Source organism: Mucilaginibacter phenanthrenivorans (genome assembly GCF_024721155.1).
GTDB lineage: Bacteria > Bacteroidota > Bacteroidia > Sphingobacteriales > Sphingobacteriaceae > Mucilaginibacter > Mucilaginibacter phenanthrenivorans.
Genome location: NZ_JAHVAP010000020.1, coordinates 22,342 through 35,370, shown reverse-complemented (window position 1 = coordinate 35,370; position 13,029 = coordinate 22,342). Strand labels below are relative to the sequence as shown.

Genomic DNA, 13,029 nt, shown 5'->3' with positions numbered 1-13,029 from the left:
AAACCACTTGGATAAAATCACCAGCTATGAAAGATTTAAAAAGAAGGAATTTCCTCAAACTCTCCGGTCTGTCGCTTGTACCTGCATTGCTGCCTTCGCTTACTGCAAACGCGCGCACTTTACCTGTAAATACTGATGCGCCGGTTAGTCCTATTATCTCTTTTACCGACGATGGCATTCATTATCCACCTGCAGATTATATTGCCAAACTGCAGGAGATCACCCAAAAAGACCCTATCAAAGCAGATGTATACGGGCAGGGCGGATCGCTTGCAATGCTCACGAAACGCTTCGCCGAAATTACCGGCAAGGAAGCCGCAACTTATATGCCTACCGGCACTATGGCTAACCAACTGGCCATATCAGTGCTAAGTGGCGAAAATACCAAGATCTTTGTGCAGGATACCAGTCATATTTACAGGGACGAGGCTGATGCCGCCGAATCTGTTTATCATAAACGGCTGATGCCCTTAGCCAAGGGCGAACCATTCTTTACGCTGGAGGATTTAAAGGCAGGGATAGCCTATACCAACGATGAGGAAGTTTTTAAAAGCGGCATAGGTGCAGTAGCTATTGAGAACCCGGTAAGGCGTTGCGATGGCAGGCAGGTACCGATAGATGAAATTAAAAAGATCTCGAAGTATTGCCGCGAGAACGGGCTTAAACTCCATTTGGATGGCGCGCGTTTGTATTTAGCGGCTGCAGCCAGCGGTGTTTCCATTGCAGAATACGCAGCTAATTTTGATACGGTTTACATCTCACTTTATAAATATCTTGGCGCAGATGGCGGCGCAATTCTTTGCGGCGAAAAGGCAGTGATTGACAAAATGGAGCATTTGATAAAGGTCCATGGCGGTACGATATTCAGCAACTGGTCAAAGGCTGCTATGGCGTTATATCATCTGGATGGTTTGGAAGACAGGCTTAAGAAAACCTTTGCACAGGCAACCGACCTATTTGCCAAACTCAACAATGTGCCGGGCATCAGCATTACTGCCCTAAAAGGCGGCTCTAACATATTCGACCTTAAACTGACCGCGGGTACTGATGCAAAAAAATTCCGCAGGGCACTGTTTGAAAAATATAACGTGGTTATCAGGAATGCAAATAGCGAGGGAACTATAAAATTGCAGATAAATGAAACGCTGCTAAGAACAGATAACCAAACTTTAGTAAAGGCTTTCAGCGATGCGCTTACAGCGGCCAAGGCATAAATGGGTTTGATTCATCGAAGACCCAGACCGGGTAAAGGTTGAAATAGTGGCTAACGGCAAATAGCGATTATTGCTTTTTACCATTCTCCACGCTTTTAATTTCTTCCTTCCGATCTTTTTTGAAATCGAAATTATTGAAATCCGGCGTTTGCGGAAGCTGCATAGTGTAGCTGCTGAGTACATCCACCTCAACAGTAACATCATCAGCCACGAAATCGATTATATGGCCACCGGAGGCTTTATCAGCAGATAAAAAATGAAAGTGATAACCCGCAATGTGAGGACCTTCCATAAATGCAGGTAACTTATATCCCACTAAATCGCCTTTGATGCTATTGAATTCAAAGAAGCGCTGCTTATCAAGCATGGCTGCAAGTGGCAAATAAGGCTTTTGCCCCACCGGGGGAAATGCCCTTGTTTTCACATACTTAAAATTACCGTTTATGTGAATGGCATAAATACCGTTTTGGTTGGTCAACACACTATCAAGATACTTAAAAAGTTGCCCCTTTGCCAGCTGTTTTCCGGGCTTATAAACCTTAGTTGCATGAAAGAAGCAAACCACCGCATAAGGGGTTGAATCAGCAGCTGTCACAGGAATAGTTTTGCCGGTGTACTCTGTCTTGTAAAGCTTGCCGTTAAGCATAATTAATTCGCCGTCAAGCCTGGCCGGAGCGCCAAGGCCGAAATCGCCGTGTTGCTTTAGGGCGCTGTACGGATACCAGGCATCATATAAACCTCCAATAAATGCAGCTGCATAACCTGCGCTGAATAAATTGCCTTGTGCATCGCTCTTTTTTTTCTGCGCGATTGCCTGAAAATCTATGCTGAGGAATACAATGAAAATGATAGCGCAATATTTAAAAAAAGATTTCATTTTTAGATGGATGTGGTGGTAAAGTTTACTTTTTGCTTACGGTGTTGTTAAAGTAGTCATTTAACTTTGCAATACTAAAATAAAGCTATGAAAGTTGAAATTTGGAGCGATGTGATGTGCCCGTTTTGCTATATCGGCAAACGCAGGTTTGAGGATGCCTTACAGCATTTTGATAATAAGGACCAGGTAGAAATAGAATGGAAAAGCTTCCAGCTTAACCCCGATTTGGAAACTGATACCTCCATCAACATAAATCAATACCTGGCCGATAAAAAAGGCTGGACCATTGACCACGCCAGCCAAATGAATGACCACGTGACTAAAATGGCTGCCGAAGCAGGTTTAACTTACCATCTTGATAAGGCCGTGGTTGCAAATAGTTTTAAGGCTCATCGGTTTAGCCATTTCGCAAAAAGTAAAGGCTTGGGTATTGAGGCAGAAGAAGCCTTGTTTAAAGCCTATTTTACCGACAGCAAAAACATCGACGACAATAATGTTTTAATTGAACTGGGGCAGTCAATAGGCCTTGATCCTGCTGGAGTAAAGCAGGTTTTAGAAGGTGATGCTTACGCAAGTGATGTTAAACACGATATTGATACCGCGCAATACCTGGGCATCCAGGGTGTTCCGTTTTTTGTTCTGAACAATAAATATGCTATCTCGGGCGCACAGGCTGTACCTGTTTTTGAACAAACCTTACAGAAAGCCTTCGGTGAATGGCAACTTGAAAACCCAAAACCAAAGTTCGAAATCATCGACGGCGAATCATGCGGGCCTGACGGCGACTGCAATTAACTCAACAGAAATATAAAGTAGTTTTTACGCTTATGCCTGCAACACTTTAAAAGCAGGTTACGTATACTGCGTACGGTTAGCTGTGCTTAAAAAAACGTTGGTTTCATCAACAAAAAAATTGTAAATTATTTATTAACAGGTATTTAATCCTGTAAATAATTAACTTATATTTAAGCAGCTTAAATCGCACAATAAAAATGACGATATGAGAAAAATCTACTATAAAATTTTTGCTTCGCTAATAATAATCGCAAGTATTTCTGGTTGCAAATTAGATCCGCCGATTTACCCGGCGGGCAGCACAAGTACCGGCACCAGCGGTAAACTGGTTGACAACGGCAGTACGATAACTTACACCATCAGCGGTACGACAACAACCCTTAAACTTGCATTTTTCCAGGTGATAGCAGCTGATCCGACAACTTCACCCAATGGAAACACACAGATACTAGGCGGAACAACCCAATCGGGTGGTTTTTCACTCTCCTTCAGCAACAACAAAGCTGGAACATATAATATTGATTTACTTTACATCAACGGTTTACTTGGTGATAGTGGTAAAGTTACGGTAACAGAATTGAACGTAACCAGCGCAGATGGCATGCATGGCACCATTAAAGGGACGTTTACAACCGACCTGATTGACCTGAATACCAACGCAACAACTACTGGTATAACCGGCTCGTTTAACATAACCATATAGTTTTGATTCACAGCGCCCTGCGATTTCTATTCCCGGGAAGTATTTGACATTAGCTTAACTTTACGTTTTAACAAATTTCCTTACATTTGTATAGGATCTTCTTAGTGTAAAAAATACACTAAGAAGATCCCGTTTATAATGATGGATTCAATCACGCTTCAACAACCCGTATCAAAAGTAAGGCTCCGCATTGCTGTGGGGGTTTTATTTTTTATGGCCGGGCTGTGTTTTTCAAGTTGGGCGTCACGGATTGCAACCGTTCAGCAAAACCTGGGGTTAACGGATGCTGCCCTTGGTGCCGTACTTTTCTCGTTGCCCGTTGGTTTGATGTTATCGCTGCCGTTTTCGGGTTGGGTGATCACAAAAATTGGCAGTAAAAAATTGCTGCTTGCCGCTATTTTGGTTTACGGTGTTTGCCTGATTAGCCTGGGTCGTGCACAAAATACATTTCAACTGATCATTTGCCTGGTTTGCTTTGGATTTTCAAGCAATGCGGTTAATATCTCCGTTAATACGCAGGCTGTTGCCGCCGAAAGGCTATATGAAAAGCCTATTATGGCTTCCTTTCATGGTTTATGGAGCCTTGCTGGCTTTACCGGGGCAGGTATCGGTACCATAATGATCGCCAACAAGGTTGATCCTTTTCATCACTTTATTATAATTCTTGTTATCCTCGCTGCGGGCGTTATTGCTGCCTCGCGCTATTTAAATAATGATTCAGGTATTTTAAAAACCGGATCGGAAACAAAAGTTTCAATCCGGCAGAAACTAAGGTTAATGGTGCCATTGCTTACATTGGGCAGCATTGCATTTTGCTCAATGATTTGCGAGGGTGCAATGTTCGACTGGAGTGTTATCTATTTTAAGAAGGTAGTTGACGCTCCCATTGCCTTGCAGGGGGCCGGTTTTACGGCATTTATGCTTACCATGGCGGGAGGCCGGTTTATTGCCGACTGGTTTGCACATCGTTTCGGATTAAAACGCACGTTACAGGTAAGCGGAACGCTAACTGCAACAGGACTGCTGATATCGCTTATCTTTCCTTATTTTTATACAGCAATGGCCGGCTTTCTGTTAGTGGGTGCAGGCGTTTCGTCCGTTGTACCTATGGTTTATAGTGCGGCAGGGAGATCAAAAACCATGTCGGCGGGCGTGGCGCTGGCAGCTGTTTCAACCATTGGGTTTATAGGTTTCCTGGTTGGCCCGCCGGTAATAGGTTTTATAGCCGGGCTGGCTACGCTCAGGGCATCGTTTGCATTTATAGCAGTGATGGGCATTAGCGTTGTTGTGCTTTCAACGCGGGCAAAACTGGACCAGGATTAAGCCGAACCGGGATTAAGCAGATTTCCCGGATTTTATTCCTCGTTTAAATCTTTGTTGTTCGGATTTAGGATGTACTCAAAGGTTTCATACCCGTTGTGAAAGATAAATTTCAACCGCGCCTTCGGTTCATCAATATCCAGTGACATTGCGCCAAGTGTTGAGGGAAGGTTGTCTCTTATTAATTTCAGGTCGGTAACGTGCGGCATTTCTACATAGATATTTTCATCCTGCGCCTCAATTGTCCAATGCGGGATATTGGCGCTTCTTAAAACTTCAATCCATTTTTGCTGGTACGGGTTCATGTTGCTTGCTTTTATAAAGGCAACATTACCGGCAATGTTTTTGTTTTTAATGAGAACCGTTTACTGCGCCACAAGATCAAAACCCAATAAATACCCCTGTATTTGCATAAACTTTACTAAGCTTAGGTATTGAGTTAACCTTTCGGCTTTTAAAAGTGGTATCACTGTCTGTATATTTATAATAGCCATATCTCCAGTTCCGGGCAAAGGGGGTAAAGCCCACCGAAGCATAAAAACCTGCGTTAACGGGGATGGCCCCCTTGCCTATTTTAATGTTCCAGTGTAAAAAATTAAGATAGTTTTTGCTGGAGAGCCCGATATAGCCGGCACCATAATGCAATTCCAGGTCCTTCCCTATCTCCCGGTGAATGAGTACGTAGTTAACCGGGGCAATATCTTTATAAACTGCATAGATCTCTCCAGCTTCTACGTTCAGCCAGGATGAGATACTGCTGTACTTATTGGTGAGCTTAGCCCCAAAATACCCAAGTACGGTTGTGAGCTTTGAATCGCCCCCCAACAACAACCCGGCGTCATATTTCCTTCCAATAAAACTAAGGTCAACTCTAAAACCTGTTGAAATCTTTTCAAGCAAATTATAGTTCGCTGCCGTCCAGGCATTAAAGTCGCGGTTATTCAGGAACATTCTGTTGGGTCCGGCCGAAATGGTAAACATTTCATCCTGTACATTTTGCGTGTTGAGTTGGGCGAATGTATTTTGAAAACAGATAAGGATCAAAAATACTAGTGTGATATTTTTCATAGTGGTTTGAATTGGTTGTACGGGTTAGACGCCCAATTCAATACCAGGTTTAATCCATTGATTTATAGAGAGGTAACAATGGAGTTACAATTTAGTCCGAAAGTCGGGGAAGTCCGAAAGAAATATTTTGCTGATAAGGTCTCTTTCTACTTAACATAATCACCTTCAGACTTCAGACTTCAGACTTCAGACTTCAGACTTCAGACTTCAGACTTCAGACTTCAGACTTCAGACTTCAGACTTCAGACTTTCGCTAATTTACCAATAGTAAGTCCCTGCACTATGATAGAAAATACGACTATAACATAGGTAATCAAAACAAATTCATCGCGGTGCATAGCCGCCGGGATGGACAGCGCCATCGCTACGGAAAGGCCACCTCTTAGCCCACCCCAGGTTAACATCAGAATGGCATTCTTTTCAAATTTTATCCAAATCTTCAGAAACATCACCGGGAACGCTACACAGACCAGTCGCGCCAGCAAAACCACGGCAACCATAATGCAGCCAATGATCATAATGGTTGGGTTTACTTTGATGATCAGCATTTCCAGGCCTATCAGCAGGAATAGGATGGCGTTAAAGATCTCGTCGGTAAGGTCCCAGAATTTTTCCAGATAATCGCGCGAAATTTCGGAAAGCCCCTCACCCTTTCCCTTGGTGCCCATAATAATACCGGCGATGATAATTGCCAGCGGTCCTGACAAATGAAAATGATCGGCCACGGAATAGCCACACATAACAACCGTTAATGTGATCAATACTTCTACGCGGTAATTGTCTATTGATTTTATGAGCAGGTGCGCCAGATAGCCTAGCATTGCCCCAAATAAAATCCCTCCACCTGCTTCCTTTAAAAAAAGAACAGCCGTATTGCCAAGGGAAAACTTGTCGGTACCATTTACAGCGACTTCAAATATGGTCAGGAAAACCACTACACCGACACCATCGTTAAAAAGCGATTCGCCTGCTATTTTCATTTCGAGTGTTTTAGGGATCCCTGCTTGTTTAAGGATTCCCATTACGGCGATAGGGTCAGTCGGCGAGATCAATGCGCCAAACAACAAACAATAAATATAGGGGATGTAAAGTCCAAAAACCTGGAAAAGATAATACGACATTATACTCACTAAAAAAGTAGAGATAAACGTGCCGACGGTCGCCATCAGCATCACCGGCCAAAATTCCTTTTTAAGTTTTGCAGCATCAATATGTAAAGAACCTGCAAATAGCAGGAAGCTCAACATTATCTTCATTAGTACCTGCTCAAAATTGATGTTCGAAACCATGAGCAAAGCCTTTGATGAAATAACAGGTATGATATTTCCGGCGATAGCTATAAAAATGGATGACAGCAACGAAATAACCATGATGCCGATGGTAGGCGGCCATTTTATCCAGCGATCATTTACGTAAGCAAAAACTGCCGTTAAAAATATGAGGACGGATATGATATGGTACGCTTCCATTTGGGAACGAATTTAATATAAAATGTTCATTCGTTTACTGGTTCATTAGTTCATTGGTAACGAGATGGCGAAGTTGTTAAACCTTGTTTCCTTACCTTTCGCCTTTTACCTTTCAGCTTTCACCTAAAATTACCATCTTGCATACATAAACCGATACTGTGGATAATAAGATAAAGCTATTAAATAAAAAGCGCGAAGAGGCCCTTTTAGGCGGCGGGAAGGCGCGTATTGAAGGTCAGCATAAAAAAGGGAAACTTACCGCGCGCGAGCGCTTACATTTCTTGATGGACGAAGGCTCGTTCCAGGAAATAGGGATGCTGGTTTCGCACCGGTCCACTGATTTTGGAATGGAAAAGGAAAAATATCCAGGGGATGGTGTCGTAACTGGTTATGGGACTGTCAATGGCCGGTTGGTTTATGTTTTCTCGCAGGATTTCACCGTGTTTGGCGGTTCGCTTTCTGAAACACATGCAGAGAAGATCTGCAAAATAATGGACCTTGCCATGAAGAACGGCGCACCTGTAGTGGGTTTGAACGACTCAGGCGGCGCTCGCATCCAGGAGGGCGTCGTGTCATTAGGGGGCTACGCTGATATCTTTTATAAAAACACCATGGCTTCGGGCGTGGTGCCGCAGATCTCCGCTATCCTCGGGCCTTGTGCTGGAGGCGCTGTTTACTCCCCTGCGATAACTGATTTTATTTTGATGGTGGAAAACACCAGCTACATGTTTGTCACCGGCCCAAACGTGGTGAAAACGGTAACGCATGAGGTAGTTACATCCGAGGAGTTGGGCGGGGCAACTACCCACGCCACCAAATCGGGTGTTACGCATTTTGCCTGTGCCAACGAGATTGAGGCGATTCAAAATGTAAAAAAACTTTTGAGTTATATGCCGCAAAATTGCGAGGATACAGCTCCTGCCCTGCCTTACGAAATAAAAAACGAATTACGCGAAGCGCTAAATACAATAATGCCCGAAAATGCGTCACAACCTTACGACATAAGAGAAGTAATAGATCATGTAATTGACGAAGGATCATTTTTAGAGGTACATAAGGATTTTGCAGAAAATATTGTTGTGGGCTTTGCACGACTGGCAGGGCGCAGTATTGGGATCGTAGCCAATCAGCCTGCATTTTTGGCCGGTGTATTGGATATTAATTCTTCAACAAAGGGCGCCAGGTTTGTTCGCTTTTGCGATAGCTTTAATATTCCGCTGCTGGTGTTTGAAGATGTACCTGGTTTTTTGCCGGGCACCGACCAGGAGTGGAACGCCATTATCACAAACGGCGCTAAACTACTGTATTCATTCTGCGAAGCGACTGTACCACGCATTACCGTGATAACCCGCAAGGCCTATGGCGGAGCCTATGATGTAATGAACTCCAAGCACATCGGTGCAGATATGAATTACGCCTGGCCAACTGCAGAAATTGCAGTAATGGGCGCCAAAGGCGCAGCGGAAATTATTTTTAAACGCGAGATCAATGCTGCAGAGGATAAGGAAGCCAAGTGGAAGGAAATGGAACTAAAATATTCAGATATTTTTGCCAATCCCTATCGTGCCGCGGAGCGTGGTTTTATTGACGAGGTGATAGAACCGGCTGAAACCCGGGTAAAACTGATCCATGCCTTTAAGATGCTGGAAAATAAGGTGGTGAATAACCCGAGGAAGAAGCATGGGAATATACCTCTATAGTGATCAGAGGCTAGAGACCAGAGATTAGTTAGGAAAATGGACAATATCAGCCCCTCAATCGAGCAGATAAGGCCGGAGCATACCTGGCAATTACGCAGGGATGTGCTTTACCCGGGTAAAATGAAGCATGAAATGGAGATGGATGAGGATGCTGACGGGATCCATTTTGGTGCTTTTGTGGATGATAGGTTAGCGGGCGTGGTTTCATTGTTTCAAAATGGATCTGAATTTCAATTTCGGAAGCTGGCTGTCGACGCTTCGATGCAGAAAAAAGGGATTGGACAAAGCTTACTAGCCCAGGTAGTAAAGCATGTAGAAGAAAACGGTGGCGGTCGTCTATGGTGTAATGCCCGGGTTGATGCTACCGGATTTTACCTTAAGCTCGGATTTATCCGGACAGGCAATCTGTTTACAAAAAACGATATTGATTACGAAATTATGGAGAAGATGATTACTCCTCCTTTAGATCAGCCAGCATAGCTTCGGCATACCCGTTTTTATTTTTTGTGTTCGATTCATTTGCCATGTCGGTTGCATCCTCTAAGTTATTTTCAGACTCATAAACAATAGCAAGTGTGTAAGCAGCCCTGGAGGCAACTTTTGCGTCGATATCCTTTAAATAAGGCTGCAGCAAACTATCGGCTTTTTCGAAGTTGCCGTTCATGATTTCCTGGTTTATCGGGCGTAAAAACTTATCGTTAAACAGAGGGCGCGTATGGGTAAGCGTGTAAGGGAAAAAATCCTGCATTGCATTTTCAGAAGCATGTTCTGCAGATACTCTTATTGCCATTTTATTTCCTTTTATAGTCGGCTGGAATATCAGCGACATGATTAAACCTGCATTCAATTGCTGTTCAATCGGATCTTCAGCTGTTCCGTTTAGCTTACGGAAAAACACGCCGTTGTCTTCATACAACATAAAGTTAGTAACCAGCGATGAGTTGTATGAGGTACCATAATCGCTAATTTCTCCAACGGTGATCTTTGCCGAGAAGTTTGTCAGGGCAAGCACATAGTTTGCGTGATACTTTGCAGCGGTCTGTTTTATCGAATCGGTGTTTACTGTTAATCCCACAGAATCAACAACATTAATTATCCTGGTATGCGGCAGTTCGCCGAGCTGAAATCCGCCGTGTCTTATGGCAGCGTAAGCGGCTTCCTTCATCACTGCAAGCGCCTTTTTATTGCTTACTTTTAAGCTGCTTATATCAAATTTGTTTACAAGTACGATTGTATTGGTATCCGGCCGTAGCCTATATTTTGCGGCATAGCTCACGGTTACATCTACAGCTTGCGCAAAAACGCCGGTATTTATCAATAAGAATAGGATAATACAAAAAGGCTTTATTATTTTCATTCTAATATAAACGCCTAAAGTATAGTTTTAGGATGAAACTGGGATGAAAAAAAATCGGCCTGTTACTAGCAGGCCGATCTTAACTAACTAAACTGATCTTATTCTAAAAATTTACTCGTCGCAAAGGTGCAGTTGTTAAATTAAGCGGATGTTAAGGATTTGATAAATGTTATAGGAAAGTTGTAGAAGTTGTAAGGGTTGTAAATGTTGTAGTATTTTGCCTTTTTAACTATTACAACTCTTACAACAACTTCAACCTTTTCATTATATTTGCGTTCCTCATTCTACCAGAGGCATTTAATAGAATATGGCTGAGATAAAATCTGAAACCCCTGATTCCCCTAAGCACGTGGCTGTTGTAACTGACAGCTCTTTATCATTCTTCGAAAAATATATAAACAACGCCTCGCCTACCGGTTTTGAATGGAAGGGCCAGGAGTTATGGCTTGAATATCTGAAGCCCTATATTGATGATCACTATGTAGACAACTACGGTACGGCAGTAGGTATCATTAATAAGGACGCAGCATACAAAGTAGTTATCGAAGCCCACGCCGATGAAATCTCCTGGTTTGTAAATTATATTACCAGCGATGGATTGATATATGTGATCCGCAATGGTGGTTCTGATCACCAGATCGCTCCATCGAAACGTGTAAATATCCATACCGACAACGGTATTGTAAAGGCAGTTTTTGGTTGGCCGGCTATCCACACCCGCAGCGCCGGTGAAAAGGAAGAGGCTCCGACCCTGAAGAATATCTTTTTAGATTGTGGTTGCACCAGCAAGGAAGAAGTTGAAAAACTGGGTATTCACGTTGGTTGTGTTATAACCTACGAAGATGAGTTTATGGTGCTTAACGACCGCTATTATGTTGGCCGGGCACTTGATAATCGCGCAGGTGGCTTCATGATTGCCGAAGTTGCACGTCTGCTTAAAGAAAATAACATAACGCTGCCGTTTGGCTTGTACATCGTAAACGCCGTTCAGGAAGAAATTGGCTTGCGTGGCGCCGAAATGATAGCACATCATATTAAACCAAACGTTGCCATTGTAACAGATGTTACCCATGACACACAAACACCAATGATCAACAAAATAACGCAAGGCGATCTGGCTTGTGGTCGTGGTCCGGTGGTGTCGTACGCACCTGCGGTACAAAACAATTTGAATAAGCTGTTGATCGAATCTGCACAAAAGGCAAATATTCCATTCCAGCGCCAGGCTTCGTCACGCTCAACTGGTACCGACACTGATGCCTTTGCTTACTCAAATGATGGTGTGCCATCTGCATTAATCTCATTGCCATTGCGCTACATGCACACAACGGTTGAGATGATCCACAAAGAAGATGTTGACAATGTGATCCGCCTGATCTATGAAACTTTGTTAAACATTAAAGATGGACAAGATTTCAGATACATTAAATAAATAGCGCCCAAAAGAAAACTTTTTATGGCGATAATTATTATTACAACGGAAAGAGTAAAATAAAAATGTCATATTTACATTTATTATATTGTACCTAATAAAATTATGAAACCCACACTACTTATACTGGCTGCAGGCATGGCAAGCCGCTATGGAAGCATGAAGCAGATTGATGGTTTTGGCCCAAATGGTGAAACTATTATCGATTATTCTATTTACGACGCTATAAAAGCTGGCTTCGGTAAAATAAGTTTTATTATTCGTGAAGAATTTGTTGAGCCGTTTAAAGCCATATTTGAGCCTAAACTAAAGGGACGTATTGAAACCGATTACGTTTTCCAAAGCTTCGACCTTAAACCTTTTGGCATTGAAAAAGAAATTGAACGCGCAAAGCCATGGGGTACTGCACATGCGGTACTGGCAGCACGTAACCAGGTTAAGGAACCTTTTTGCGTTATAAACGCTGACGACTTTTATGGTTATGATTCATTTGAAAAAATGGCAAAGTTTTTAACCACAGAAGTTAGCGACGATACCTATTCACTAATCGGCTACCAAATTGACCGTACCCTGTCTGATTACGGATCCGTATCACGCGGTGTTTGTAAGGTTGACGATAATGGCAACATGGTCGAAATTAATGAGCGTACAGAGGTATATTTTAAGGAAGACGGCAGCGTGGCCTACAAGGATGCAACTGGTGAGCACGCTTTGAGCAGTGATACCCGTGTGTCAATGAATTTCTGGGGCTTTACTCCTGCGGTGTTTAAACAAAGTGAGCCTATGTTCAAGAAATTTGTTGAAGCCAATGAGAGCAATCCAAAATCAGAATTCTTTATTCCTTTGGTGGCTGATGAATTGATAAAAAGCGGTGAGGCATCGTTTAAAGTTATACCAACCAGTTCAAAATGGTTTGGCGTAACCTACAAGGAAGATAAGCCGATCGTACAAAAAAGCATTTCTACACTGGTTGAAAATGGTACTTATCCATCTAATTTGTGGGCGTAGTCAATCAGTAACTTATAATATTGAATCCCGCCATTGTGCGGGATTTTTTGTTTTTAATAGTTTACAAAACGTTATTCCTCTTTACC

General features: G+C 42.8%; 13 protein-coding genes. 8 read left to right on the top strand and 5 right to left on the bottom strand.

Features of this window, described 5'->3' with window-relative positions:
* The first annotated feature begins 26 nt into the window (after nt 1–26).
* Complete coding sequence (locus KXD93_RS29200; protein WP_258141095.1) at nt 27–1,214, top strand: threonine aldolase family protein; 1,188 nt, start codon at nt 27–29, stop codon at nt 1,212–1,214.
* A gap of 67 nt (nt 1,215–1,281) precedes the next feature.
* Here the strand turns inward: KXD93_RS29200 and budA are convergent, their stop codons facing one another.
* On the bottom strand, nt 1,282–2,091 hold the full coding sequence (gene budA, locus KXD93_RS29195; protein ID WP_258141094.1) for an acetolactate decarboxylase: 810 nt from the start codon (nt 2,089–2,091) through the stop codon (nt 1,282–1,284).
* A gap of 87 nt (nt 2,092–2,178) precedes the next feature.
* Between budA and KXD93_RS29190 the strand changes: the two genes are divergently transcribed.
* The 3 genes from KXD93_RS29190 to KXD93_RS29180 all read left to right on the top strand — a co-directional run bounded on the left by KXD93_RS29190 (nt 2,179) and on the right by KXD93_RS29180 (nt 4,912).
* The gene (locus tag KXD93_RS29190) at nt 2,179–2,886 is read left to right on the top strand and encodes a DsbA family oxidoreductase (RefSeq protein ID WP_258141093.1); all 708 of its coding nucleotides are present in this window, start codon (nt 2,179–2,181) and stop codon (nt 2,884–2,886) included.
* Between the two features lie 205 nt (nt 2,887–3,091).
* A complete protein-coding gene (locus KXD93_RS29185; RefSeq protein WP_258141092.1) occupies nt 3,092–3,589 on the top strand; it encodes a hypothetical protein in 498 nt (165 codons plus the stop codon).
* Between the two features lie 138 nt (nt 3,590–3,727).
* Nucleotides 3,728–4,912 (top strand): MFS transporter, encoded by a 1,185-nt coding sequence (locus KXD93_RS29180; RefSeq protein ID WP_258141091.1) that lies wholly within the window; start codon nt 3,728–3,730, stop codon nt 4,910–4,912.
* Between the two features lie 32 nt (nt 4,913–4,944).
* Here KXD93_RS29180 and KXD93_RS29175 read toward each other — a convergent pair whose 3' ends face one another.
* The 3 genes from KXD93_RS29175 to KXD93_RS29165 form a co-directional block, all read right to left on the bottom strand.
* Nucleotides 4,945–5,214: a hypothetical protein gene (locus tag KXD93_RS29175; protein WP_258141090.1), complete on the bottom strand. Its 270-nt coding sequence runs from the start codon at nt 5,212–5,214 to the stop codon at nt 4,945–4,947.
* Nucleotides 5,215–5,290: 76 nt separating this feature from the next.
* Nucleotides 5,291–5,977 (bottom strand): hypothetical protein, encoded by a 687-nt coding sequence (locus tag KXD93_RS29170; RefSeq protein WP_258141089.1) that lies wholly within the window; start codon nt 5,975–5,977, stop codon nt 5,291–5,293.
* Between the two features lie 242 nt (nt 5,978–6,219).
* Nucleotides 6,220–7,446: a cation:proton antiporter gene (locus tag KXD93_RS29165; protein WP_258141088.1), complete on the bottom strand. Its 1,227-nt coding sequence runs from the start codon at nt 7,444–7,446 to the stop codon at nt 6,220–6,222.
* Nucleotides 7,447–7,604: 158 nt separating this feature from the next.
* Between KXD93_RS29165 and KXD93_RS29160 the strand changes: the two genes are divergently transcribed.
* Nucleotides 7,605–9,146 (top strand): acyl-CoA carboxylase subunit beta, encoded by a 1,542-nt coding sequence (locus KXD93_RS29160; protein WP_258141087.1) that lies wholly within the window; start codon nt 7,605–7,607, stop codon nt 9,144–9,146.
* 36 nt (nt 9,147–9,182) lie between these two features.
* Nucleotides 9,183–9,626, top strand: coding sequence for a GNAT family N-acetyltransferase (locus KXD93_RS29155; protein ID WP_258141086.1), 444 nt, complete (start codon nt 9,183–9,185; stop codon nt 9,624–9,626).
* On the opposite strand, the gene KXD93_RS29150 is transcribed toward KXD93_RS29155, so the two are convergent.
* Nucleotides 9,598–10,503: a DUF6340 family protein gene (locus tag KXD93_RS29150; RefSeq protein ID WP_258141085.1), complete on the bottom strand. Its 906-nt coding sequence runs from the start codon at nt 10,501–10,503 to the stop codon at nt 9,598–9,600. The genes KXD93_RS29155 and KXD93_RS29150 overlap by 29 nt on opposite strands.
* A 307-nt stretch (nt 10,504–10,810) precedes the next feature.
* On the opposite strand from KXD93_RS29150, the gene KXD93_RS29145 reads away from it, so the two are divergent.
* Together KXD93_RS29145 and KXD93_RS29140 are read left to right on the top strand one after the other, a co-directional pair.
* Nucleotides 10,811–11,935: a M42 family metallopeptidase gene (locus KXD93_RS29145; RefSeq protein ID WP_258141084.1), complete on the top strand. Its 1,125-nt coding sequence runs from the start codon at nt 10,811–10,813 to the stop codon at nt 11,933–11,935.
* A gap of 105 nt (nt 11,936–12,040) precedes the next feature.
* Nucleotides 12,041–12,943: a nucleotidyltransferase family protein gene (locus KXD93_RS29140; RefSeq protein ID WP_258141083.1), complete on the top strand. Its 903-nt coding sequence runs from the start codon at nt 12,041–12,043 to the stop codon at nt 12,941–12,943.
* Nucleotides 12,944–13,029 lie beyond the last annotated feature (86 nt).

Bases quoted from the DNA above. Each gene is read 5' to 3' on its own strand.
- KXD93_RS29200 (WP_258141095.1), top strand. From the start codon at position 27: ATGAAAGATTTAAAAAGAAGGAATTTCCTCAAACTCTCCGGTCTGTCG.
- budA (WP_258141094.1), bottom strand. From the start codon at position 2,091: ATGAAATCTTTTTTTAAATATTGCGCTATCATTTTCATTGTATTCCTC.
- KXD93_RS29190 (WP_258141093.1), top strand. From the start codon at position 2,179: ATGAAAGTTGAAATTTGGAGCGATGTGATGTGCCCGTTTTGCTATATC.
- KXD93_RS29185 (WP_258141092.1), top strand. From the start codon at position 3,092: ATGAGAAAAATCTACTATAAAATTTTTGCTTCGCTAATAATAATCGCA.
- KXD93_RS29180 (WP_258141091.1), top strand. From the start codon at position 3,728: ATGATGGATTCAATCACGCTTCAACAACCCGTATCAAAAGTAAGGCTC.
- KXD93_RS29175 (WP_258141090.1), bottom strand. From the start codon at position 5,214: ATGAACCCGTACCAGCAAAAATGGATTGAAGTTTTAAGAAGCGCCAAT.
- KXD93_RS29170 (WP_258141089.1), bottom strand. From the start codon at position 5,977: ATGAAAAATATCACACTAGTATTTTTGATCCTTATCTGTTTTCAAAAT.
- KXD93_RS29165 (WP_258141088.1), bottom strand. From the start codon at position 7,446: ATGGAAGCGTACCATATCATATCCGTCCTCATATTTTTAACGGCAGTT.
- KXD93_RS29155 (WP_258141086.1), top strand. From the start codon at position 9,183: ATGGACAATATCAGCCCCTCAATCGAGCAGATAAGGCCGGAGCATACC.
- KXD93_RS29150 (WP_258141085.1), bottom strand. From the start codon at position 10,503: ATGAAAATAATAAAGCCTTTTTGTATTATCCTATTCTTATTGATAAAT.
- KXD93_RS29145 (WP_258141084.1), top strand. From the start codon at position 10,811: ATGGCTGAGATAAAATCTGAAACCCCTGATTCCCCTAAGCACGTGGCT.
- KXD93_RS29140 (WP_258141083.1), top strand. From the start codon at position 12,041: ATGAAACCCACACTACTTATACTGGCTGCAGGCATGGCAAGCCGCTAT.